The following is a 26201-nucleotide window of genomic DNA, read 5'->3' on the forward strand; positions in this document are numbered from 1 at the left end:
AAATGCGAGTGTAATCAGCTTGAGCGAAGCGACCCGAATACCCCGTCGGAAAGCCATGGGATGGCTTTCTGGGCTCTGCCCCGGGGTAGTTTATTAGTTCGCAAAATCTATATCGAAAACGTAGTCGTCAAGTACAACTTGGAGAGGTTACCAATCTTGAAGAAATAATGGTAGTGGATAATGATCAAGTTCACGAAGTTGAGAGTAAAGAAGTGTATGCTGCAATCAAAAGTGAATTAAACCAATTACCAGAAAAATTCTTTGAAGTAGGGATGTTGAAATATTATGTCGGACTGTCGGTAAAAGAGATATCGTACATTATGAAGATACCTGAGGGAACAGTAAAAACACGGTTAAAACGGGTGCGTAAAGTTATTCAACCAGGACTAAGTGAGCGAGGCTATTCACCACTTAGTTACTTCAGTTTTGTATTCAGTCCTTTTGCGTTCCAAATATTTAAAGAATTGTTACAGCAAAAGCCATTATCACCAACCGTAGCAAGTCAAATTTATGATTCGGTGGTTCATGTGGGAAAAGCATCTATAGGAGCAGCTGTTCCATTGACTATGGGTGCATCTAAAGCACTTTCCAGTCTTTCAAAAGCAGCGATTATTGGTGTGTTAGGATTAGGAACAACCACTAGCTATGTCGTGTATCAAAGTCTGCATCTACAAGATGCAGAAATTATCGACATTAGTTATCACCAAGAACCAACCAATAAAAAGGTAGAAGTGAAAGCGAAATTAAAAAATAAGGTCGATCATTCCAATATCCAAGTTTCAAAAGAAGCAAAAGCCATCGATTTTGAAGTTAATCAAGATGTTTTATCATTTGTTGTTAATGAAAATGGAACATATAAAATTCAGGTCGATAAAGATACACGTAATGTAACCATCGACAACATTGATATTAAAGCTCCAGAGATGTTGGAAATTGGATATACAGACGGCTATTTAACATTACAGTTTAAGGATGGAGCATCAGGGATTGATTATGATGCATCTTATGTGCTCTATCAAGAAACACGCATGTCCATTCCAAGAAATGGAAAAATCAAACATGACTTTCATGGTGAAGTTTATGTAGCAATTTATGATGTGTCGGGAAATATGATTTCGTATGTCGTACAAGTGGAGCAATAAGCCAATGTCGAGTTATAAAAACAGCATCAAAACATTGCGACAACTACTACTTATACTCACCATGATAAGTATGATATTGTTTGGCATTAGACAACATGTAGTTGCTGCTGAAACATATTTGGATTTGCAACTTTCATCAAGTGCAAAACTTGTTGAAGCATCTGGAAAAGAAAAAGAACTTTCCAGTGCTGGACCGATTGCTTATGGTTCTACAGTGCGGTTGCGGATTCAAGTAGCCAATCGTTCAGGAACTTTAGATACCCAAATAAGGGTGTTTGAAAAAGAAGGGGTTGCTTTCAAACCGTATGCACAAGGGGTGCTTAGCATTGATGGAAAAAAAGCAACACAAAGCGAATACCAAGCATTGCTCAAGTCTGGATTATCTATGCAATTGAATCAAGTAAAACACGTGATTGAATTAGATGTTACAACAACAGGCTCTTCCCGAAATAAAATAAGCGTGGATACCCAAGTACGAGCACAAGGAATTACTGTAGGAGATGCAACTGAAACATACGAACATTCATTTCAAGGAAGTTTTGCATTTCCAGCAAATCAAATGCACAAAGTACGAGTGTATGATGGTGCAACTTTATTACAAACTCACCATGTTGAACACAATAAGAGTTTAAGCCTAAATGGCTTACATAAAGACGGTCACGTATTTCTTGGATTTAATTTAGAAAGTGACGGGTCCGCAAATTTCTATCAAGGGCAGCCAATTACAAGTGATTTAAACTTATATACAACCTATCGTTTAAAACAGTATTTGGTATCGTATTACATTGACAACGTGTTGTATGAACAGCGAATCGTCAATCACGGAGAAAGTGCCGAAAACATCCTAGATCCACAACAAGACAATCGTGTATTTGTAGGATGGTCTTTAGATCTTAGTCGTATCGTTGAAGATACGGTTGTTTTTGCCTTATTTACAGATAGTGAACGACCTTTGAAAGCTCTAGGTGTATCGTATCGCTTAGATGAAATTAAAGAAGGTAGCCACTTAACTTTATATGACGATGAAATCATTGCATCAGCAGGAACTTTCTCTTATGACTTTGTTACGTCATTAAAAATGAGAGCAGATGTTTCATTGCCATTTCGGATAGCGATAAGTGCAATACCTTTCATCGTATCCTTGTTACTCGTCGCTTTGTTTATTATGAATCGACGTCGTAAGAAAGGAGGTATTCATGAATAAGCAAAATAAAAACAAAACGTTATTTGTTTGTTTTCTATGTGCGTTTTTATGTATTGCATGGTTAATGCAATCAACAAGTGCAGATCAACTTGCAAATAGCGAAGATATCCTAGTACAAGCGCAAGAAACCAACGAACGTGGGCGTGAACTTGTTCCAGATGAGAATTTCTATAAGTATCTTATCAATCGCCCAGAAATACCAGAAAACTTTGGTACAGATGATTTAAAAAACCTTAAAACGATTAGTTACAATACCGCAGATCCAAGTAAACGAATTAACGATTTAACTGGAATTGCATACATGACAAATATAGAAACACTGTATTTAAATGACCATAACATTCAAAGTTTAGAGCCGATGCGAAATGCCATTTATCCAAATTTACGCGCAATTGAGTTCAATAACTGGAAACGAGGAACTAACGCAATTCATGATTTGTCTTTATTTACAGCGGAACGTTTTCCTGCGCTTGATGAGCAATTGATGCTTAACAATAATGGGATTACAGATACACATTTACAAACACTTCCAGTAACTGGTGGTCTAACAAGATATGCCTTACATCTACAAAATAATAAATTGGAAAACATTGAACATTTAGCAAATTTTCCTGATTTGAAGCGTCTAACTTTAGACTTCAATAACATCAGTGATGTTCGTCCACTTTCAGGACTGACAAAAATCAGTTATTTGGGACTGGGAAACAATAAGATTAGCGATGTTTCTCCACTAGCAAATATTCAAATGTCGGGTAGTCGGCCACAAGTTTGGTTAAACAATAACCAAATTGTCGACTTTTCTCCACTGGGAGATATGAAGGCTGCCATTTATGCACGTTACTATTCGGATGCTGAACCATATTTAGATCCAACTAACAACGAGGGACAACGATATACCAATCCCGAATATGTAATTGGTGATAAAAAAACAGGAAAAGTGACGATCAAATCACTTGTAAAGGATCCAAGTGGAACGATTGTGCCGATGCAAATTGAGCAACAGGATGTAACTGAGATTGAACTCACGTTAGATTCAAGTCAGATGTCATACAGCTACAGCATTAATTATCACATCATCGATACGTTTTGGTTTATAGGGACAATTGAACAACCAATCCTGTGGTGGGATGGTCCTGTATTTGAAGCAAATGCATTGGATATGTATGTTGGTGATTCTTTTGATCCATTACAAGGAATTCAAGTCTATGATGAACAACAACAAAATCTACTCGACAAAGTTGAAGTTGTACAAAGTAATGTAAATCCCAACAAAGTAGGAACCTATGAAGTGACTTACAAAGTTGAGGACCAAAAAGGTTATGTAACAGAGTTTACGCGAGTCGTGAAAGTTCATGGTTTACCAGAAATACAAGCACCATTTCAACGTTATGAATTGGGTAATCCTAACATTGATTATAGTTTAAAACATCGTATTGAAGCGACTTGGTTAGAAGCTAATGATACGCCTGGTCTTGCACCTATCCAGCGCAAACTAAGCGATGAACAAATTACCTATACCGTAGTAAACGGAAACCCAGAATTTAGTGACATTGGTATTTATACACTTGCTTATCAAGTTCAAAATCAAGATGGAAAAACTTGTACAAAAGAAGTGCAAGTATTGATTAACAACAAGCATAGTGTCATGGATCAACTAGCAAATGCCATTATTGGGGCGGATGATCTAATATACACTTTTGATCAAGTACAAAGTTTAACCAAACAAGACATTATTTCGGATGCCAATGTTCATGCCTTTTTGATGGATCGAAATAGCCAGGGTGAAATTCATGAGTTTCTTGGTGTCAATCAAGCAACAACCGTTCATGAAGCACAGTGGCAAACTATTAAAAATGTTTCAAAACAAGGAGGAATGTATGAACTGCTTTACACAGTCAAACTTGACCATGTGGAAGTCAGCAAAAAAATCAATGTAACAATTCTTGGAGAAAGTACATCCATCTTTGATGAATATGGTAATTTCGTTTTAAATGGTCATGACTTTGAACTTACATATGATGAGGCAAAGCAATTGCAACAATCACAAGCCATTCAATTTGCAAAAGTTGAGGTTTGCGATATTGATCGTAATGAAATTGTTGCAGCAAGCATTGAAGCAAATGCAAATCAATTAGCTACCATTCAAAAGGTAGGAAAGGAAGGGGGAATCTTCAAGTTAGCATTTACGGCATCTGTTGTGGATGAAATAGGGCATTCACACCAACAAAAAATTGCCGTACATGTAACAGTAAACAAAGCGCTCGATTTACAAGCAGTAGATGATAAAACTCAAAGACAGCCAAGTGAGAACCATGGAAATATGGCAACAGTTGCAGCTGGTGATTCAACCAATATATTGGGTATGAAAATTATATTGTTATTTGCTTTATGTTTAGGGACATTTAGCTTTTGGCAAAAAAAGTTCAAAAGTTTTGCCGAAAGTGAACCCGATTTTTAAGAAGAACATCTAACTACTGTCGTAAATTAAATATGTTTTCAAGTGTGTGATTTAAGTATTGAAAACTTATGAAAGGAGAGAATTGTATGAGAAAAAGAAAAAGTTTCTGGGAACGACAGAAAACATTATTCATTGTGATATTATGTTTTCTATTAACGTTTGTTTCGTTAGGAATTTCTTCGTTAGTTAGTGATGTAGTTTTAGTTGCTGACGCAGATGAAGTAAGTGACGAAATGAATCCGGCAGAAGAAGAACTGCGGGATGAAGACGAGCTTATAGAAGAAGAAAAAGAAACGGAAGAGGAAACAAAAGAAGAAGAGGGCATCGAAGAGGAAGCCCAGAAACAAGATGTGCAAAGTCAAATCGGTACATTTGCATCAAGCGTTGATGTAAGTAGTTGGGATCAACTAAGTTCAGCGATGAGAGATACAAATGTTAGTGTGATTAACTTAACAGGTAAAATCACAAGAACTGGTAATAAGAACAATGACTTGCCAGAGATAAGCCGCAATCTTGTCATTAATGGTAATGGCAATACGATTGACTTTCAATCAGATGATGATAGTGCATTTATTCTTAGTCGTGTTTCCAATTTAACAAACTTAGGTTTAGTAGGAATCAAAATAGACAATTTGGGTTGTGAATACTTAGTTCGTCATGCGGACAACAGTGCTTCAGACTCAGGAAATAGTGCTACATCGACAAACTGGAATGTCGCAATCAAAGACCTTACACACGAGGGTACAACAACGACAAAAAGTATTTTCAAAGCGACAGGAAGTGCGATTACATTATCTGGAAATATCGAATGGCATTCAACAAGTAATGTGCATGAAACGGGGAGTAATTCCACATCAGGACTTATAGTCGCTAAAGACTTTACAATTACTGATGAAGCAAATGTGAATATTACCGCAAGACGTGTAATTTTCAACGCTCGTCCATATAATGCGCAATCGATGATTACCATGCGAATTGACAAAAAATCAAAAGTGACGCTTCACTCGAAAGAAGAAGCTACTATTTGGTTAGGAAAACAAGGACAAGGGAACCGTATCCATGTAGATATTACAGGTGCTGGTACAGAAGTGAAAGCTTCATCAAATGGTATGGGTGTTGGGAACTCAAATGCCGTTTTATCATTTGCTGGAACTGCGGCATCTGGTGATGATGCAGAAACAGACGATGCCTCCAGTGAGCCTATTCGCGAATCGTATGTTGCGATTTCCGATGGGGCAATATTGGATGTAGATAGTAAAGGTGATGGAACAGAAGCCTTTCCTGGTGTTATTTCACAAATTGAAGGTGGAGAATTCAGAGTTAGCGGAAAAGGCACAAAGATGAATATTAAAACGCTTGGTGGTAGTGATACATATGGAGCAGCCTTCCGTTTACGTTTGGTAGGATATCAACGTTTTGATGTATCGGATCAAGCTGAAGTTAATATTCGTAAAGTTGGAACGAAATCAGAAGCTCCAGCGATGCGTTTCTATGGAAAAAGCAATGAGTTTCATGTGCGCTCTGGTGGGAAAATTAAAGTATACAATAAAGGTAGTCAATCACCAAAAGATCCTGGAGGAAACGGAAGAAACCAAGGAATCCAATATAAGTCTGGTGGTTCTTCGGGACAAATCTTTGATGTATCAGGTTATGGTTCAGCAATCGAAATCGTTTCTGATTATGGAGCAGCAGTTGATATTGATGGTAAAGGTGAGGCACAAATTACACTAGCCGATCGTGCAACATTCATAGCACGGGGTCGTACAAAAAACGAAGATCATGCAATTTTCAACGTACGTAAAGTGGTATTTGTCAATGACAATCCATTGTACTATGATTTTGCGAATACAAGATACGATGATGATCCAAATGGTAAATCTGGTGGTTTGGTCTTTGATGTAAATGATCAATCAACATATACATCAACAAACTCTGATTTAGCAGTTTGGAAAAAAACATCAAGTATTCATGGTAATCCGTATCGCAGTTGGACAGTGCTAGACTTTAAATTAAATAACGCAGATTTTACTAAGATCCTTTCAACAAACTATCCAGCTGAATTCAATACACAAACGTTTGGGTCACTGGGAATGAAAGCTTATAGTCGAATCAGTGGAAATAACGCAAGCCCAATTATTGATGAATTACGTGTACCAACTAACGCAGACAAATACGTTTATGGACATGCTGGAGTACCAGAAGGTATCGACTGGGGAATCCGTGATGCTTGGACTGACGAAGTATATGTAACCTTATTAGAAACGCTTCCTGATGGAACATCGCGTGAAGTAGTTGCTCGCTCTGTGGGGATGGGTGATGGACATAATGGAGTTTCTATTTATGGTGAACCAGCACGCGGTGGTATTTTCGTGTTTGATGTTGGACACTTTATCCAAACAGGAACAACGTATAAAGTATTACGTGCATGGAGAGGAACTGAAGATCCAGATTCTGGACGAACGCATGAGTCATTACCTACAGACATTACAACGGGTGTGGTGACAACCATTGATAAAACACCTCCGTTACCAGTCAAGGTAAATAACACACTATATGCAAACGGTAACTACATTGAAGGAACATGGCAACTTGATGGAGTTCATAATGATGACCCTCCAGTTCGTTTAGCTGTAACTTTAAATGGAACAAAATTATCAAATGAAGGTGTGATTAATGCAGATGGAACATGGAAATATACTTTCCCGTCAAATGTTACATTAAAGGCAAATGACAATGTTCAAATCTTCTTAGAAGATGCAAATGGTAATATCAACCCAGCAAGTGCGACAAAGTACCATGATGCAATATTCCCACAAGCAACTAAGATTGTGGTGAAAGCTGAATTATATAGAATTACAGCAAATGATGTCATTCTTGGTTACGATGCAGCAAAACTTGTATTAAACGACAGTGATTATATTCGTTTAGCAAATGCAAAGGGTATTAAGACATCAGATAGCTCATCTGTACCTGTCAAAGTAAAAGACAATGGTGGATTCAAAGCAGAAGAAGGAATCTATACTGTAACCTTCTGTATTGATGGAGATGAAGGAGTTACTAAGAAAGTAACGTTTGAAGTTCTTCCTTATGATGTTGTCATTCCAACCGATGAATACATCATCGCAGCAAACCACATTGAGATTACACGTGGTGAAGCGAAGAAAATTCAAGATGATCCAGCATATGCAAAAACAAAATTAAAAGAGTTAACTGGAGCAATTGGATGGATTCGTCAAACGCGTCAAGAAACAGCAGTTTCACTAGATTCACATAACGTGAAAGACGAAGTTGACTTATATAAAGCAACATTTAAAATTGATGCGGCTCCAACTGTAAAAGCTACAGTGAATGTAAATGTAACAAAAGGACAAGTTCCTTTACTTAATGTAGAACCAGCATTTATCTCAATTCCATTAAATGGAAGTTTCGAGTATATGCATGGGGTATCGGCAAGCGATGCTGAAGATGGTGATCTTACTAATAAAGTACTTTATACAGGTATTGTAAACACAAGTAAAAAAGGAATGTACATTCTTGAATATAGTGTTACAGACAGTGATTTCAATACGGTTACAAAACGTAGAATTGTTGCTGTTGGACTACATGTTGGGAAAGAGTATGCATACGATGTACACAACTACGTTATTCTAAAAGATGATGTAAAAGGAACGAATGCAGAAATCTTAAATAAAACAGAAGCTCGTGCATGGTCAATTGCTACAGGTCTTGAACTAGCGCAAAGCGACTTAATGGTTAAAGAAAACGGTGGATATAAAGCTGAAGTAAACGATTATACTGTTATTATTAAGGCAAAAGCAGCTACAGATCCAGCAGATGAAGTATCAGCAATTGCAAAAGTTGTTGACAACGATGTAATTGAAGAAGGCGACAAATATACAATCGTAGCAAATAATATCGTCTTAACATTGGATCAAGCAAAAGCAATTGCAAACAATGATGAACTTGTTGGTTTAGCAAAAGCAAAAGCATGGAAACTTAGTGATCTAAGTGAAGCAACTGTTGTACTAGAAAGTACAAACTTTACAGCAGCAAGTGCGACGGCAAAAGACTATACAGCAACGTTCCAAGTAAATGAAGATAAAGCTACGAAGGTAACGATTAAAATTAAGGTTATTGATAAAGATGTCATCGAACACGGTGATAAGTACACGATTGGTGCAAATAACATCGTAATGACACTTGATGAAGCAAAAGCAATCAAGAATCATAACGAATTAATCAATCTAGCAAAAGCTGAAGCATTCAAACGTAAAGATATGAGTGCTGGAACAGTTAAGTTAGAAAGTACAACATTCGAAGCAAAGGTAAACGACTACACAGCAACGTTCAGTGTAGAAGAAGAACCAGCAACGAAAGTAACAGTACAAATTAAAGTAATCGATAAAGACATTATCGAACATGGTGACAAGTACACGATTGGTGCAAACAACATCGTAATGACACTTGATGAAGCCAAAACAATCAAAAATCATAACGAATTAATCAATCTAGCAAAAGCTGAAGCATTCAAACGTAAAGATATGAGTGTTGGAACAGTTAAGTTAGAAAGTACAACATTCGAAGCGAAGGTAAACGACTACACAGCAACATTTAGTGTAGAAGAAGAACCAGCAACGAAAGTAACAGTACAAATTAAAGTTATTGATCGACATGTGATAGAACATGGAGATACGTACACAATTGGTGCAAACAACATCGTGATGAATGTGGCACAAGCAAATGCAATGGCAAACAATGATGAACTTATAGGTTTGGCAAAAGCAGTAGCAGTAAACCGCAAAGACATGAGTGCTGGAACAGTAGAACTAGAAAGTACAGACTTTGAACGAACAGCAACAGTAGAAAAAGACTACACAGCAACGTTCAGAGTAAAAGAAGAACCAGCAACGAAAGCAACAATTACAATAAAAGTAGTGAAGAAAGATGAAATCACATCAGAAGATCACTATGCAATTGGAGCGAATAACTTTACAATTACGAAATCCAAAGCAGAAAACCACACAGAAGAAAACTTAATTGAGTGGGGAGCAGCAGAAGGATGGAAAGTAAAAGACTTAAGTAACGAACCAGTAAAAGTGAAAGAAAAATCAATTGGAACAGATGTGACATCACAAGACTACTACGTTATTTATCAATTGGTGAACCACCCAGAAAAGACAGTAAAAGTAAAAGTTACAGTCACAAATGGAGAAGCACCAGAATTAACAGTTGACCCAGAATTTATGTCAATAGAGATAGATGCAGCATTTGACTACAAGCAAGGAGTAAGTGCATGGGATAGCGAAGACGGAGATCTTACCGGCAAAGTAATTTCAACAGGAAGTGTAGACACAAGTAAGAAAGGCGTATACGTCATCGAATACAGTGTAACGGATAATGATGGAAATACAGCAAACAAGAAGCGTATCGTAGCAGTTGGATTGTATGTAGGAAAAGACTACATCTATGACATCCATAACTATGTGATTTTAAAAGATGATGTAACTGGAACGGATAAGGAAATCTTAGACAACACAGAAGCAACAGCATGGTTAAAAGCAACAGGACAAAAATTAAATCAAACGGATTTAATGGTAAAAGACAACGGCGGATACAAAGCAGTAGTTGATGAGTACCGTGTAGTAGTTAAAGCAAAAGCGGCAACGGATGCAGCAGATGAAGTAGCAGCAATTGCGAAGGTAGTAGAAGGTGATGTCATTGAACGTGGTGATAACTACACAATCGTAGCTAGCAACATCGTGATGACATTAGATGAAGCAAAAGCAATTACTGACAACAACCAATTGGTAGGCATAGCCAAAGCGAAAGCATGGAAAGTAGCAGATTTAACTGAAGGAACAGTTAAGTTAGAAAGTACAACATTCGAAGCGAAGGTAAACGACTACACAGCAACATTTAGTGTAGAAGAAGAACCAGCAACGAAAGTAACAGTACAAATTAAAGTTATTGATCGACATGTGATAGAACATGGAGATACGTACACAATTGGTGCAAACAACATCGTGATGAATGTGGCGCAAGCAAATGCAATGGCAAACAATGATGAACTTATAGGTTTGGCAAAAGCAGTAGCAGTAAACCGCAAAGACATGAGTGCTGGAACAGTAGAACTAGAAAGTACAGACTTTGAACGAACAGCAACAGTAGAAAAAGACTACACAGCAACGTTCAGAGTAAAAGAAGAACCAGCAACGAAAGCAACAATTACAATTAAAGTTATTGATCGTCATGTGATAGAACATGGAGATACATACACAATCGCAGCTAATAATATCATTATAAAACTTGAAGATGCAGCTAAGATTGTAGATAACAACGATTTCATTAACTTAACAAAAGCAGTAGCTATAAACCGCAAAGACATGAGTGCTGGAACTGTAAAATTAGATAGCACAGACTTTGATGCCTTGACGGTAACAGCAAAAGATTACACAGCAACATTCAGTGTAGAAGAAGAACAAGCAACGAAAGTTACAGTAAAAATTAAAGTTGTTGATAAAGATGAATTGACAACAACTGATGATTACGCAATTGGTGCAAATGACTTCGTTATTACAAGAAGTAAAGCTGAAAACCACACAAATGCTGATTTAATTAAATGGGCGGATGCGCAGGGTTGGAATGTGAAAGACTTTAGTGATGAAGAAGTAGAAGTAGCGAAGAAAAACATTGGAACAGACATCTCTTCTGATGAATACTACGTTACATTCCAATTGAAAAATGACCCTGATACAAAAGTCACTGTCAAAGTAACTATTTCTAAAGGTGATGAACCAGAATTAATAGTTGACCCACCAGTAATGTCACTACAAATTAATGACACATATGACTACAAATATGGAGTTAGTGCTTGGGATGAAGAAGATAAGGATCTTACTGATAAAGTAGTTTCTTTCGGAACTGTCGACACAAGCAAAAAAGGTGTTTATGTTGTGACTTACAGCGTTACAGATAGTGATCATAATACGGTCGAAAAAGATCGTGTTGTAGCGGTTGGCTTATATGTTGGCGAAGACTACATCTATGATGCAAACAATTTTGTCATTCTAGAAGATGATGTAGATGGATCAGATGAGCAAATTTTAGATTTAACTGATGCAAAAGCATGGGATAAAGAAACTGGAAAACCTGTAGATGCTGACAAGATTATTGTGTCAGACAACGGTGGTTACAGTTCACAGCCAGACGATTATGTTGTGAAAATTAAAGTTGATGATGCAACAGACCCATCGGATGAAGTTGAAGCAACAGCAAAAGTTGTTGAAGGAGACGTTATTGAACGTGGAGATGGTGCTTACACAATTGTAGCAAGCAATATCGTCATGACAGTAGATCAAGCTAAAGTAATGACATCAAACGATGAACTTGTTGGTTTAGCAAAAGCAAAAGCTTGGATGATTCAAGATTTATCTGAAAGTAAAGTAAACCTTGAAGTAACAGATTTCAAGAAAGAAAAAGGTAATTATACAGCAACATTTAATGTTGATGAGCAAAGAGCAACGAAAGTCACAGTCAAAATCAAAGTCGTTGATAAAGACGTCATTGAACATGGAGATAAATATACGATTGCTGCGAATAATATCATCATGTCATTAGATGAAGCAAAACTAGTTACTGACAACAATAAATTAGTCGATTTAGCAAAAGCTGAAGCATTCAAACGTAAAGATATGAGTGCTGGAACAGTTAAGTTAGAAAGTACAACATTCGAAGCAAAGGTAAACGACTACACAGCAACATTCAGTGTAGAAGAAGAACCAGCAACGAAAGTAACCGTACAAATCAAAGTTATCGACAGACATATCGTTGAGCATGGTGATACATACACGATTGGTGCAAATAACATCATCATGAATGTAAAACAAGCAAAAGAAATAAGTAGTAATGATGAGTTAGTTGGTTTAGCTAAAGCAGTGGCAATTAGCCGTAAAGATATGAGTGCAGGAACAGTAAAACTGGAAAGCACAGATTTCGTAGCAGCTTCTGTAATGGCAAAAGACTACACAGCAACATTCCATGTAGAAGAAGAACCAGCAACAAAAGTAACAATCACAATCAAAGTTGTTGATAAAGATGAATTAACAAACAATGATGATTACGCAATTGGAGCAAATGACTTTACGATTACTCGAGGTAAAGCAGATGATCCAACAGATGCTGATTTAATCAAGTGGGCAGATGCTGAAGGTTGGAACGTAAAAGACTTCAGCGATGAAGAAGTTATCGTTCTTGAAAAGAATATTGGTACAGATGTAAATGGCAATGACTATTATGTAATTTATGCATTGAAAGATCACCCAGAAACAACTGTAAAAGTAAGTGTAACTGTAGAGACAGGTAAGGAACCAATCCTTACAGTAGATCCAGCGTTTATGGAACTTGAAATTGGTGATACGTATAACTACAAACATGGTATCAGTGCTTGGGATGACGAAGACAAAGATATTACAGAAAAAGTAATCTCAATTGGAACTGTTGACACAAGTAAGAAAGGTGTCTATGTTGTAACATACAGTGTTACTGACAGCGATGGCAACACAGTTAGCAAAAACCGTGTTGTAGCTGTAGGCTTATATGTTGGAGAAAACTATATCTACGATGCACACAACTTCGTTATCTTAGAAGATGATGTAGATGGAACAGACGCACAAATCTTAGACTTAACAGAAGCAAAAGCTTGGGATAAAGCAACTGGACAACCAATTGATGCAGACAGGATTGTTGTGGCAGACAATGGTGGTTATAAAGCTGAACCAGACGAATATGAAGTTAAGATTAAGGTTGATGATGCAACTGATCCATCAGATCAAGTAACAGCAATTGCAAAAGTTGTTGAAGGTAATGTGATTGAACATGGAGACAAGTACACAATCGTAGCTAGCAACATCGTGATGACATTGGATGAAGCAAAAACAATTACTGACAACAACCAATTGGTTGACTTGATGAATGTAAAAGCATGGAAGTTGAAAGACTTGACTGAAGGAACAGTAAAACTTGAGTCTACAGACTTTAAAGCTGAAGTTAACGATTACACAGCAACATTCTATGTTGATGAAGAAAAAGATACGAAAGTAACAGCTAGAATTAAAGTTGTTAAGAATGATATTATTGAGCACGGAGATAAATATACAATCAGTGCAGATAACATCTTGATGACTTTAGATGAAGCAAACTTGCTTACTGATAACGATGAACTAATTGACTTAGCACATGCTCAAGCATTCGAACGTAAAGATATGAGTGCTGGAACAGTTACGTTAGATAGTACAACGTTTGAAAAGGCAAAAGGTGACTACGTAGCAACATTTAGTGTTGTAGAGGAACCTGCAACGAAAGTAACAATCGCTATTAAGGTTATGGATAAAGATGTAATCGAACATGGTGACAAGTATACAATTGCTGCAAACAATCTTGTATTAACATTGAATGAAGCAAATGCGTTAACATCGAATGATGAACTTATTGTTTTATCAGATGCTGAAGCGTACAACCGCAAGGACATGACTCCAGGAACTGTATTGTTAGAAAGCACATCATTCAAAAAAGCGAAAGGTGACTACACAGCTACGTTCTATGTAAAAGAGGAACCTGCAACGAAAGCAACGATTTCAATTAAGGTTCTTGATAAAGACGTAATTGAACATGGTGACAAGTATACAATCGCTGCAAACAATCTTGTATTAACATTGGATGAAGCAAACCTAATTGTTGAAAACAGTGAACTTATTGGATTAGCAAAAGCCGAGGCTTATAACCGCAAGGATATGAGTGCTGGAACAGTGAAACTAGATAGTACAAACTTCAATAAATCTGCAGGTGATTATATAGCAACATTCAGTGTAGAAGAAGAACCAGCAACAAAAGTAACTATCGCAATAAAAGTTCTAGACATAGATGTAATCGAACATGGTGATACGTATACCATCGCTGCAAATAACTTAGTGATGAACGTAGAACAAGCAAAAACAATTACAAATCATGAAGAACTTGTTACATTAGCGAAAGCAGAAGCTTATAACCGCAAGGACATGAGCCAAGGTACTGTATTACTAGATGTAACGAACTTCAAAGCGGAAGCAGGAAACTATACTGCAACATTCTATGTAGCAGAGGAACCAGCAACAAAAGCAACAATTGCAATTAAAGTAGTTGATAAAGATGTGATTACAACAGAAGACAATTATGCAATTGGAGCAAACAACATTACTATTGATACACAAGTGGCTTCAACTATTACTAACGATCAATTAATCCTACTAGCAGATGCTGAAGGTTGGAGACTAAGAGATCTTGCACTTGTTGCAGTTGAAGTTGAAGATCACAATATTGAAGGTAAGCTTGGTACATACACAGCGACATTCAGAGTTGTGCAAGATCCATCAATCAAAGTTACAATTTCTGTAAATGTTGTGAAGGTGGATATGACAATTCATGCAAACGACTTTACGATTCCATATAAAGACGCTGCTGGATTAACAAAAGAACGCTCAGTTGAATTGTCAGGAGCTGATATTGTGGTAAATGCATCGAATAAAGATGAATACCCGACAGTAGCAGCAATTGAAGTACATGAACCTCACTTAAAAACCGTAAATGCAAGTCCAACCGAAGGTGGAGTATACGACATGAAATTAAAAGTCGACCATTTAGGAATTGAATATGCAACTTTGATTAAGGTAACTGTACTTCCTGAAGAATTACCAAGTATTGCTATACCAAGTGAAACACCAACGACATCAAACCCAAGTACTGGTGATACAACAAGTACTGCAGGTTTAGTTGGACTTGGAATGATTTCATTGCTAGGTGTATTAGTTCTTGTAAAACGTAAAAAAGAGGAAGAGTAATAACTTACACAAGTAGAGGAGTATCTTCGATATTCCTTTACTTACCATAAAAAGATACATAGGAGGATAGAGATGAAAAAGAAATTAACATTGTTTTGCATGATCATGTTATTGGCAGCATGCGGAAGTAGTTCGAAAGACAAGAGTGTAACTTGTACATTCGATTCAGGAGATTCAGGTGTCGTAGAAAAGGTCGATGTAACATATGACAGTGATAAAAAAGTAAAATCACTTATTGTAAGTCAAGAAGCAGCGTTAGCGGACTACCTTTTTGAAGACTACGATGTAAAAGAACTTGAAGAACTGTACAAGGATAAATATGTAAATCCAAACAAAAAACAAGAAGGTTTAACGTTTGATATTTCAGTTGATAAAAAAGCAAAAAAACTTTTTGTCAAAGTTGAAGTAGATACTTCAAAAGTTTCTGAGTCAGACATGACAGATCTGGGTTTGAACGATTTCAAAGAAGTAAATGATTTGGTGAAAGGTCTAAAAGCAAATAATTATACGTGTGATAAAATAGAATAACCAAATTACTCAGTGTATGTTATGACAGCAAAGTTTATCTAAACTCCTAAAGGTAAGGTCATAAAGCCGTGAAACAACTGGCTTAGACATGCAAAACATATGATAGAGGGAGTATATGCGAAAAGCGCGATCAAGATGTGAAGTACTTGTTTGCGCTTTTTTGCATTAGCATGCAAGTTGTCTAGCTGATATGGAATATATACATGAAGCATTACCGATAATTTATGAACTTATTTCTTCATTCGAAGTGATGTATGGTCTAAAATTCACAGAAGAAAAGTAACTGATAAAATTACTGCAAACGCATCAAACGGCCAAGCTGATTACAAACAGTAAGTTTACGAATTTGCTACGATATCGTTCACGATGCGATTTATGTGTATATGAATATAAACAAAAATAAGTACCGTCTGATACTTATTTTAATATTGTGATTGCTTTTTGATAGTTGGTGATTGTTGCATCTTTATAGGTTCCACCATATTCTCCATCAACTGTCCATTTGACTTTCTTTTTTGAAGTGATACGTAATGTTTTCGTTTTAAAGGCATACATTTTATCTGTATTCTCAAAGTTTCTAGTTGTTATATCAAACAAGGTTTGATTCAGTGTAATTGGACCTTTTGGATATTTAATAAAGATACATTCAAAGTATCCATCATCAAGTGATATTTCATCTTCTTTAAAAAAGTTCATTCCGCCAATAAACAAAGAATTGGTAATCAATCCTAAGCAAAAATCATCCTCAATGATGCCATCATCATATTCAATACGCATATGGATTTTATCTTGTCGTGTAAGTTTCTTTAAGCCTTCTAATATATAGGCTACCTTACCAATACTATTTTTTGTATTTTGCGGGGTTGAATAACTAACTTCACTTACACTACCAAACGCTGCAACATATACAAAATAACGTTCATTAAGTTTTCCTACATCAATGCTTTGGAAATGAATTTCAGTATTGAAGTTATCCAATAAGCGATCAAGATTGGTTTCCATTTTGATTGATTTAGAAAAGTCGTTTACGGTTCCTGTAGGAATGTAGCCAAGTTTTCCTTTATATGCAATTTCCATACATGCATTGATTGTCTCATTTAAGGTTCCATCGCCTCCACTACAAATAATGCGATCAAACTGTTGACCGAATTGAACAATGTGGTGATATGCATCATTGTTTGCTTTTGTGGCATAGGTAATCAATGTGTTTTCATCAGATGAGAATGCTTCAATAATTTTACTTAATTTATTTTTAATGTTACCTTTTCCGGCAACAGGATTGTAGACAAATAAGATTTTTTTCATACTTATATCATAGACAATATCAGTTGGGATAGCAATGTATTTACAAAATCTAATGTTTTTCATTGTCGTAGAAAGAATGATAAATGTCACAAACGGACTTGAAATAAAAAAATAAGTTTGAAGGAAAGACAAATGATTTGAGAATTGATAAGGTATATATAGGGTCGATAATACCTTTCCTATAGTTTATTTGATTGCACAAAGTCCTTGATTGTTTTGCATAACTACTATGCTGCCAGTATCGATCCATAATAAACGTACAATCTTTGACGATATTTCTTTCCTTATTAACAACAGTAAAGCAACAAATAAACATCCATGCTTCCTACAAACGGGCTTCGCGCTCTGGTTTACCAATGTAAACATCCTGGAAAAACGTCATTTTTTCTTTACTCCTTGAGTGAAGTCCGTTGTTTGAAAGCGATATAAATTTATAAATAGGGGTTATGTCTCAATTGGATAGTTTCCAATTAAGAAAACATATAGAAGTATATAAAGGGGGAATTTAAATATGAATAAGTTTTTTTCTTCAGTATTGATTTCAGCACTGACATTTTCAGGTGTATTTGCAAACATGAACACTGGAATTGAAAAGCAAGGTGATGTGTATACATATACATTAACATCGACATTTTATCCTGGATTGGATGTAGAAACTGAACCAGTGAGTTGCTCGATTGGGATTACGACAACTGGAGAAGTGGATGCACAAGAAGTATATTTGAATGAACAAGATAAAAAAAGCTTAACAACTTGTTACAATGCAGTTGTTAAGAAAGTCACAGCAAAAGGGTATGTATTAATGGAAACAGATGATGCCTTAGAAAATTTATTGGAAAGTACAATACCAGTACAACAAGATTTACAGAGTTACATTTATTTCTATCCGCTTAGTTTTAACAATGATTTAACAGAGAATTCAAAATACAAAATGACATATACTGGTGGAGGAGCTGCTTCATCTGAAACTGAGTTTAGAGGAGGGGTATATTGGGATACTCCTGCGTGGGTTACAGAAGTGGATTTTGAAAATACGTATTTAGATATTCATGAAACAATTCAAACGAATATCACGAAACGAGTTGTTTTTGATGAAGTCAATGATGCAATTATTGGTCATGAAAATATTCCTGGATTTGGTTTTGAATACTTTTTGCAAGCTAATAATTATCAAGAAATGGATGCAATGATTAAACCTTACTTGAAAACATTTGGTCAAATTTCGTTGGAGTCAGAAAATTTTGAAGATTTAATTACAAAGATACGTGCTTACAATGTAGTAGAAGATCTTACCTACGTATGGGAATTTGCTCCGCTTGAAACACCAGATGAGTCTGGATTTAGATTGCAACTATATAAAGAATATACAATTAAGGGTAATCAGTTAAAACAAAATGATCAAACAGACAATATTGATTCAAATCAAAATGAACCAAATACCAATGTTGATTCTACTGTGAAACCATCAAATGATGCAGTTACAACAAATAAACCAAATGTACAAGAAAAAGGACCTGCAACAGGTGACATTACGCACATGAGTGGCTTTATGTGGATTTTTGCGGGAGCATTAGTATCTTTGATTCTTTTAGTAAAGAAATACAAAAATGCATATACAAATAAATTATAAAATCTTATGGAGGCTAATGCCTCTTTTTTTCATTTTATGGATGATACCGTTTTCAAATAAATTACGAAAAACTAATGTATTCGATAAATAAAGGATAATGCTTTGATTGTCGAAACTTTTTTATAAAACCTATTTACTTTGACTATCCAAGTATGTATAATAAAAACAACTTTGAGTTTCAAAGGTTTATTTAAAAGGAGGCATAAACATATGTTAGAAGATGTAAAAAGAGTATTAGTTGAGGCAATTAACGTTGATGCGGACGACGTAAAGCCTGAAGCAAACTTAAAAGATGATTTAGGAATCGATTCACTAAGTGCAGTTGAATTAGCACTTGAATTAGAAACAGAATTCGATGTACGCATCGAAGATGAAGAACTAGCTAAATTAGAAACAGTTCAAGATATCATCGATATTGTTAACGCAAAGAAATAAGTAGAAGCTAAGATTTCTTAGCTTTTTTTTAAAGGAGATATAGGATATGGATACAAGTAAAATCAAAGCTATTATTGCTTTATTTGAAGATAGTTCACTAGCAAAGATGGAATTGGAAGTTGATGATATAAAAATCGCAATGGAAAAACCAGGAGCTAGTGTGGAGTATATAAGTACACCTGCACCTGTAAGCGTGAGTGCACCTGTAGCGAGTGTAACTGAAGAAAGCACAAACCAAGTAACTGGGACTGATATTAAAAGCCCACTTGTTGGTACATATTACGCAGCACCTTCAGAGAATGATGCACCATTTGTTGAGGTGGGAAGTCAAGTGAAAGCTGGAGATACACTTTGTATTATTGAAGCGATGAAAGTGCTAAATGAAATTAAAGCACCACAAGCAGGACGCGTTGCATGGATTGCTAAAAACAATGGTGATATGGTGCAATTTGATGATGTGCTAATGATCATCGATTAGGTGTCATATGATACAGAAACTATGTATTGCGAACCGTGGTGAAATTGCAGTTCGCATCATTCGTGCGTGTAAAGAGATGGGAATTCAAAGTGTTGCTTTATATTCAACAGCAGATAAGGATGCACTTCATACTCAACTAGCTGATGAAGCCATTTGTATTGGTGGACCACGTGTGAATGAATCCTATTTAGATATGAATAACATCATTCAAGCTGCATGTAGTACAGGTTGTGATGCCATTCATCCAGGATTTGGATTTCTTAGTGAGAATCCAAAGTTTGCTAGACTTGTACAAAGTTGTGGTCTGATTTTTGTTGGGCCAGATCCAGAAATCATTGAAAAGATGGGGAATAAAAGTAAAGCTCGTCAAATGATGATGGAAGCAAACGTTCCAGTAATTCCCGGAAGTAAACAAATCTTAGCAGATGCACAAGAAGGTTTAGCTCTTGCTAAAAGTATGGGATTTCCTGTCATTATCAAAGCTAGTAGTGGTGGAGGAGGACGTGGTATGCGTATCGTGCGTGATGAAGATACGTATGTTGCGAACTTTAAAGCAGCTAAAGCAGAAGCGATGGCATGTTTTGGTGATGATGATGTATATATGGAAAAATACTTGGAAAATCCAAAACACATTGAAGTCCAACTACTTGCTGATAAACATGGAAATGTCATTCACTTGTTTGAACGTGATTGTTCATTCCAAAGACGGAATCAGAAAATGATCGAGGAAGCTCCTTGTCATATATTGGATGATACCACACGTCAAGAAATGCTAGATGCAGCAGTGCGTGCAGCAAAGTATGTGGGATATAACTCAGTAGGAACCATTGAGTTCTTATTAGATAAAAACAATCATTTTTATTTTATGGAAATGAATACAAGAGTACAGGTTGAACACCCAATCAGTGAAATGATTACAGGTGTAGATATCATCAAGGAACAAATTCGCTCTGCAGATGGTATTGTGCTCAAATACAAACAAGCAGATATTGTTTCTCAAGGATATGCCTTAGAGTGTCGTATCAATGCGGAAAATATCGCTCATGATTTTGCACCAAGTCCAGGAAAGATTAATTTCTTACACATTCCTGGAGGTAAAGGGGTGCGAAGCGATTCGGCTGTATATTGTGGATATGAAATTCCACCGTACTACGATTCAATGATTTTAAAGTTGATCACATTTGCACCAACGCGTTTAGCATGTATTAAAAAGATGCGTAGTGCATTAAGTGAATTAATTATTGATGGTGTGCATACCAATATTGAATTTCATTATTTAGTATTGCATGCACCAAAATTTGTAGAAGGAAAATACGATACAGGTTTTGCTGAATCCTACATAAAGGAGTTAGTAGCAAATGGAGAATTTATTTAAGAAAAGACAAGAACGATTATCAATCTTCAATCGTTCACGAAATAAAGTAGTACATCAAGTAGAACCAAAAGAAGTTCCTGATGATATTTTAAAAAGTTGTGAAGTGTGTAATGCAAGTTTACCATATGAAGATTTCGTTTCGAATTTGTATGTATGTCCACGTTGTGGACATCACTTAAAGTTAAGCGCAAGAGAAAGAATCCGACAACTCATGGACCAGGATAGCTTTCGTGAAATGGATGCTTTACTAACAAGTGATGGTTCAACCTTTGAAGGATACGCAGATAAACTAGACAAATACAAACGTGCCACCGGCTTAAAAGAAGCCGTCATATGTGGGACTGGAAAGATTCATGGAATCAAACTTGTTGTCGCAATCATGGATAGTAATTTTATGATGGGAAGTATGGGAAGTGTTGTTGGTGAAAAAATCACTCGTGCAATAGAACATGCAACTAAGAAAAAACTACCATTACTTATATCATGTACAAGTGGTGGAGCACGTATGCAAGAAGGAATTGATTCATTGATGCAAATGGCAAAAACAAGTGCTGCTATTGAACGTCATAATCAAGCAGGTTTACTATATATTAGTTTACTTACTAATCCGACAACTGGTGGTGTAAGTGCATCGTTTGCGATGTTAGGCGATATGATTCTAGCAGAACCAAATGCACTTATTGGCTTTGCTGGTAGACGAGTTATTGAGAAAACAATTAATGAAGTATTACCAAAAGAATTCCAACGTAGTGAATTTCTACTTGAGAAAGGATTTGTGGATGCAATTGTAGAACGTAAGGATCTAAAGGATACCTTATATAAACTACTTTCATTCCATGTAGGGTAGCGCATAATGAATTTAAAAGAATGTGAAATCTTAATCCAATCATTGGAAGCTGAAAAGGCAAAAGCAGAGAATATGGATCCAAGCTACTATGCGGAAATTGATGCGCAAATTTTACGTATTCAAGAGGAGACATATAAAAACTTAGAGGCATGGGACCGCGTATATTTAGCTAGACATAGTGAGCGTCCAAAAGCACATGACTATATTGCCTTGTTGTTTCCTGATTTTATGGAATTGCATGGGGATCGTGGAGTACGTGATGACAAAGCTCTTATAGGAGGTCTTGCCACGTTTGAAGGAAAAGCGGTGACTGTACTTGCCCAAGCCAAAGGTAAAAACACAGAAGAAAATTTGGAACGAAATTTTGGAATGTGTTCACCAGAGGGATATCGAAAAGCGTTACGACTTGCAAAACAAGCAGAGAAGTTTAAACGTCCAATTATCAATTTAGTAGATACCTCAGGAGCCTTTCCTGGCAAGGAAGCAGAAGAGCGTGGACAAGCAGAAGCAATCGCAAAATGTTTAGAAGTGTTCTCAACTTTGGAAGTACCTATTATTTCCATTGTAATTGGTGAAGGTGGAAGTGGAGGAGCACTTGCATTAAGTGTAGCGGATCGGTTGGCAATGCTAGAAAATGCAGTGTATTCAATCTTATCGCCTGAAGGTTTTGCCTCAATTTTATGGAAAGATGCGAGTCTTGCCAAAGAAGCGGCAAAACAAATGAAACTGACATCTTATGACTTATTAGGTAAAAAAGTTATCGATGCGATTATTAAAGAACCACTTGGTGGTGCGCAAAAAGATGTAAAAGAAGTTGCAAATAGCATGCATATCTATATTCGTGATGAACTAAAGCAACTCCAAAAGTTAAAGACAAAAGATTTAATTGAAAAACGATATGAAAAATATCGTCGAATGGGAAGTGAAGCATATGAAGAATCGTAAGGTACTTGGAAGTGGATATGCACTAGGTGCACATACAGTTGATAATGATGCAATGTCTACGATTGTAGATACCAATGATGAATGGATTGTTTCTAGAACAGGAATCAAAGAGCGTCGTATTTCAACGGATGAAAATACAAGTGATCTAGCAACGAAAGCTGCAAAGATGGCAATTGAAAATGCCAAAATTGATCCAAAAGATATTGATTTACTAATTTGTGCAACAATGACGCCAGACAATATCACACCATCAACTGCGTGTGTCATCCAAGGAAAGCTTGGTTTACAAGATGTAAAGATGATGGCATTTGATCTAAGTGCAGCCTGTACAGGATTTGTATATGCCTTACAAGTTGCAAGTTATATGTTAAGTGAGTATACATGTGCACTTGTTGTAGGTGTAGATCTAAACAGTAAAATTGTTGACTATACAGATCGTAATACATGTATTTTATTTGGTGATGGTGCTGGTGCAGTTGTTATGAGTCAAGAAGAAAGTGATAAACAAATGTTCCACTATGCAAATGCGACAGGTGATATGCAAGGACAACTGATTTGTCCAGGCTTACCAACCCATGACTTATTAAAAAATGGAAGTCATGAGATTGGATACTTGTATCAAAACGGAAGTGAAGTATTCCGTTTTGCGGTAAAAGCATTACAAGAAGCAGTAGAAGCTGTTCTCGAAAAAGCAAATATGCGTATTGAAGATATAGATGTGTTAATTCCACATCAAGCCAATATACGGATTATCAATAATGTCACAAAACGAATGAAAATTGATGATGCTAAAGTATTCACCAATTTACATAAATATGGAAATACTTCAGGTGGGAGTATTCCAATTGCCTTAGCAGAAGCAATCGAACAAGGAATTGTTTGCGAAGGTAAAACAGTAGTAGTGGTTGGCTTTGGTGCAGGATTTACATGTGCTGCAAGTCTAATCGAATTCTAAGGAGAAAAACATGTTACATAAAATGTTAAATATTAAATATCCAATTATTCAAGGAGCGATGGCAAATATTGCAACAGCAGAATTTGCTGCTGCAGTAAGTAACTGTGGTGGTCTTGGAATTATTGGAACTGGAGCGATGAATGTTGAAGAAGCACGTAATGCAATTCATACATGTAAATCATTAACCGATAAACCATTTGGGGTCAATGTTATGATGATGAACCCATATACGAAAGAGTTAATGGAAATGATTGCCAAAGAAAAAGTTGCAGTAATTACAACTGGTGCTGGTAATCCAGGACCGTATATGGAAATGTTAAAAGCTAGTGGGGCAAAAGTATTTCCAGTTGTGCCAAGTGTTGCTTTAGCAATTCGTATGGAACGCTCTGGCGCAGATGCACTTATTGTTGAAGGTGGAGAAGCTGGAGGGCATGTTGGTGAACAAACAACGATGTCATTAGTTCCACAAGTTTGTGATGCTGTGAGTATTCCAGTTATTGCAGCTGGAGGAATTGCTGATGGACGTGGATTTAATGCAGCACTTGCACTAGGGGCTGTCGGAGTTCAAGTAGGTACATGCTTATTAGTTGCTAATGAGTGTCCAGTACACGAGAACTATAAAAAAGCTGTCATTAAGGCAAAAGATACAGATACAGTTGTTACTGGGCGAAGTATGAACTCACCCGTACGTATCTTAAAAAATAAAATGTCACGTACATATACAAAATTAGAAGCAGAAGCAGCGGACCGTGAAGAATTAGAAAAACTTACACTTGGTGCACTTCGTAAAGCTGTATTTGATGGGGATATGCAAATGGGGTCAGTAATGATTGGCCAAATTGCTGGAATGATTAAAGAAGAAAAAAGTCTTCAAGAAATATTGGACGGAATTGTTTGTGACAGTAAAGTTCAACTTGAAAACTTACAAAGTAAACAAGAGGAATTATCATGCAACAACTAACGATCAAAGATAAGACATTCTCGTTTCCTTTGATTCAAGGTGGTATGGGAGTTGGAGTATCCTTGGGAAATCTTGCTGGAGCAGTTGCAAGTAATGGCTGCATGGGTGTTATTAGTGCAGCACATCCAGGATATCGTTTGCCAAACTTTCGTACAGAGAATCTTGCAAGTAATTGCCAAGCATTAATCGATGAAGTAAAAAAAGCACGTGATATTGCTTTAGGAAAAGGTTTGGTTGGTGTCAATATTATGGCAGCCAGTAAAAACTATGTTGAATATGTAAAAGCAGCAGTAAAGGCTAAAGTAGATGCGATTATTTCAGGAGCAGGATTGCCACTGGATTTACCAAGCATGGTTGATGATGCAAGTATTTTACTTGCACCGATCGTCTCAAGTGGAAAAGCAGCAAAACTTGTTTGTAAGATTTGGGATAAACGTCATCAAGTCGCTCCTGATTTTGTAGTGATTGAAGGTAGTGAAGCGGGTGGTCATCTTGGCTTTAAAAAAGACGATTTAGTAAATGACACTTGTGAGTCACTAGAAACAATTTATCACGAAGTCAAAAGCGAATTGAAAATCTTCGAAGAGAAATATGAACGTAAAATACCTGTATTTATGGCAGGTGGAATTTATGATGGGCATGATATTGCAAGTATGTTAAAACTAGGTGCAGATGGCGTTCAAATGGGAACACGCTTTATTGCGACAGAGGAATGCGATGCACATAGCAACTTCAAACAAGCAGTTGTTGACTGTACTGAAAGTGATATTGAGATTGTACAAAGTCCAACAGGATTTCCAGGTCGTGGAATTATGAATTCATTTATGCAAAAACAAAAGGAACGTGGGAATATTGCAATTCGTAGTTGTTTGAATTGTTTAACACCATGTAATCCTTCAGATACACCATATTGTATAAGTGAAGCATTAATTCAAAGTGTAAAAGGTAATATCGACAATGGATTGGTCTTTGTTGGTAGTAATGCACATAAAGTAAAAGAAATTGTAACTGTCGATGCTTTAATTGATGAATTAAAACAAGAAACGTTACAAGCTTTGGGGGAATAG

15 protein-coding genes are annotated in these 26201 nt (G+C 36.4%); 14 read left to right on the top strand and 1 reads right to left on the bottom strand.

Going from position 1 to position 26201, the window contains the following annotated elements; genetic code table 11:
• Window positions 1-167: 167 nt before the first annotated feature.
• From M2098_RS00005 to M2098_RS00040, 5 genes are all read left to right on the top strand, one after another.
• On the top strand, window positions 168-1142 hold the full coding sequence (locus M2098_RS00005) for a sigma factor-like helix-turn-helix DNA-binding protein (RefSeq protein ID WP_280681043.1): 975 nt from the start codon (window positions 168-170) through the stop codon (window positions 1140-1142).
• Window positions 1143-1218: 76 nt separating this feature from the next.
• A complete protein-coding gene (locus M2098_RS00010) occupies window positions 1219-2346 on the top strand; it encodes an InlB B-repeat-containing protein (protein WP_280681041.1) in 1128 nt (375 codons plus the stop codon).
• The gene (locus M2098_RS00015; protein WP_280681039.1) at window positions 2339-4804 is read left to right on the top strand and encodes an immunoglobulin-like domain-containing protein; all 2466 of its coding nucleotides are present in this window, start codon (window positions 2339-2341) and stop codon (window positions 4802-4804) included. The genes M2098_RS00010 and M2098_RS00015 overlap by 8 nt, the downstream gene beginning before the upstream one ends.
• An 86-nt stretch (window positions 4805-4890) precedes the next feature.
• Complete coding sequence (locus tag M2098_RS11550; protein ID WP_348521528.1) at window positions 4891-15675, top strand: immunoglobulin-like domain-containing protein; 10785 nt, start codon at window positions 4891-4893, stop codon at window positions 15673-15675.
• 72 nt (window positions 15676-15747) lie between these two features.
• Window positions 15748-16203, top strand: a complete 456-nt coding sequence (locus M2098_RS00040; protein ID WP_280681037.1) for a hypothetical protein — start codon at window positions 15748-15750, stop codon at window positions 16201-16203.
• A 417-nt stretch (window positions 16204-16620) separates the two neighbouring features.
• Here the strand turns inward: M2098_RS00040 and M2098_RS00045 are convergent, their stop codons facing one another.
• The gene (locus tag M2098_RS00045; protein WP_280681035.1) at window positions 16621-17508 is read right to left on the bottom strand and encodes a diacylglycerol kinase family protein; all 888 of its coding nucleotides are present in this window, start codon (window positions 17506-17508) and stop codon (window positions 16621-16623) included.
• Between the two features lie 511 nt (window positions 17509-18019).
• Here M2098_RS00045 and M2098_RS00050 point away from each other — a divergent pair.
• From M2098_RS00050 to M2098_RS00090, 9 genes are all read left to right on the top strand, one after another.
• The gene (locus tag M2098_RS00050; RefSeq protein ID WP_280681033.1) at window positions 18020-19138 is read left to right on the top strand and encodes a hypothetical protein; all 1119 of its coding nucleotides are present in this window, start codon (window positions 18020-18022) and stop codon (window positions 19136-19138) included.
• Between the two features lie 210 nt (window positions 19139-19348).
• On the top strand, window positions 19349-19573 hold the full coding sequence (locus tag M2098_RS00055) for an acyl carrier protein (protein ID WP_134170424.1): 225 nt from the start codon (window positions 19349-19351) through the stop codon (window positions 19571-19573).
• Window positions 19574-19619: 46 nt separating this feature from the next.
• Window positions 19620-20051 (top strand): biotin/lipoyl-containing protein, encoded by a 432-nt coding sequence (locus tag M2098_RS00060; RefSeq protein ID WP_134170426.1) that lies wholly within the window; start codon window positions 19620-19622, stop codon window positions 20049-20051.
• 7 nt (window positions 20052-20058) lie between these two features.
• Complete coding sequence (gene accC, locus M2098_RS00065) at window positions 20059-21426, top strand: acetyl-CoA carboxylase biotin carboxylase subunit (RefSeq protein WP_280681029.1); 1368 nt, start codon at window positions 20059-20061, stop codon at window positions 21424-21426.
• Complete coding sequence (gene accD / locus M2098_RS00070) at window positions 21410-22273, top strand: acetyl-CoA carboxylase, carboxyltransferase subunit beta (RefSeq protein ID WP_280681027.1); 864 nt, start codon at window positions 21410-21412, stop codon at window positions 22271-22273. The genes accC and accD overlap by 17 nt, the downstream gene beginning before the upstream one ends.
• 6 nt (window positions 22274-22279) lie before the next feature.
• Window positions 22280-23218: an acetyl-CoA carboxylase carboxyltransferase subunit alpha gene (locus M2098_RS00075; protein WP_280681026.1), complete on the top strand. Its 939-nt coding sequence runs from the start codon at window positions 22280-22282 to the stop codon at window positions 23216-23218.
• Window positions 23205-24173, top strand: a complete 969-nt coding sequence (locus tag M2098_RS00080; protein WP_280681024.1) for a beta-ketoacyl-ACP synthase III — start codon at window positions 23205-23207, stop codon at window positions 24171-24173. Before M2098_RS00075 ends, M2098_RS00080 begins: the two co-directional genes overlap by 14 nt.
• 10 nt (window positions 24174-24183) lie before the next feature.
• Window positions 24184-25134: a nitronate monooxygenase gene (locus tag M2098_RS00085; protein ID WP_134170437.1), complete on the top strand. Its 951-nt coding sequence runs from the start codon at window positions 24184-24186 to the stop codon at window positions 25132-25134.
• Entirely contained in the window at window positions 25122-26201 is a 1080-nt protein-coding gene (locus tag M2098_RS00090; protein ID WP_280681020.1) for a nitronate monooxygenase, read from the top strand. Before M2098_RS00085 ends, M2098_RS00090 begins: the two co-directional genes overlap by 13 nt.

Source organism: Breznakia sp. PFB1-19 (assembly GCF_029893935.1).
Classification (GTDB): domain Bacteria; phylum Bacillota_I; class Bacilli_A; order Erysipelotrichales; family Erysipelotrichaceae; genus Breznakia; species Breznakia blatticola.

What these genes read in the sequence shown, in the direction of transcription:
- M2098_RS00090 (WP_280681020.1), top strand. Translation starts at nt 25,122, where the DNA reads ATGCAACAACTAACGATCAAAGATAAGACATTCTCGTTTCCTTTGATT.
- M2098_RS00080 (WP_280681024.1), top strand. Translation starts at nt 23,205, where the DNA reads ATGAAGAATCGTAAGGTACTTGGAAGTGGATATGCACTAGGTGCACAT.
- M2098_RS00040 (WP_280681037.1), top strand. Translation starts at nt 15,748, where the DNA reads ATGAAAAAGAAATTAACATTGTTTTGCATGATCATGTTATTGGCAGCA.
- M2098_RS00045 (WP_280681035.1), bottom strand. Translation starts at nt 17,508, where the DNA reads ATGAAAAAAATCTTATTTGTCTACAATCCTGTTGCCGGAAAAGGTAAC.
- M2098_RS00060 (WP_134170426.1), top strand. Translation starts at nt 19,620, where the DNA reads ATGGATACAAGTAAAATCAAAGCTATTATTGCTTTATTTGAAGATAGT.
- M2098_RS00055 (WP_134170424.1), top strand. Translation starts at nt 19,349, where the DNA reads ATGTTAGAAGATGTAAAAAGAGTATTAGTTGAGGCAATTAACGTTGAT.
- M2098_RS00075 (WP_280681026.1), top strand. Translation starts at nt 22,280, where the DNA reads ATGAATTTAAAAGAATGTGAAATCTTAATCCAATCATTGGAAGCTGAA.
- accD (WP_280681027.1), top strand. Translation starts at nt 21,410, where the DNA reads ATGGAGAATTTATTTAAGAAAAGACAAGAACGATTATCAATCTTCAAT.
- M2098_RS11550 (WP_348521528.1), top strand. Translation starts at nt 4,891, where the DNA reads ATGAGAAAAAGAAAAAGTTTCTGGGAACGACAGAAAACATTATTCATT.
- M2098_RS00050 (WP_280681033.1), top strand. Translation starts at nt 18,020, where the DNA reads ATGAATAAGTTTTTTTCTTCAGTATTGATTTCAGCACTGACATTTTCA.
- accC (WP_280681029.1), top strand. Translation starts at nt 20,059, where the DNA reads ATGATACAGAAACTATGTATTGCGAACCGTGGTGAAATTGCAGTTCGC.
- M2098_RS00015 (WP_280681039.1), top strand. Translation starts at nt 2,339, where the DNA reads ATGAATAAGCAAAATAAAAACAAAACGTTATTTGTTTGTTTTCTATGT.
- M2098_RS00085 (WP_134170437.1), top strand. Translation starts at nt 24,184, where the DNA reads ATGTTACATAAAATGTTAAATATTAAATATCCAATTATTCAAGGAGCG.
- M2098_RS00005 (WP_280681043.1), top strand. Translation starts at nt 168, where the DNA reads ATGGTAGTGGATAATGATCAAGTTCACGAAGTTGAGAGTAAAGAAGTG.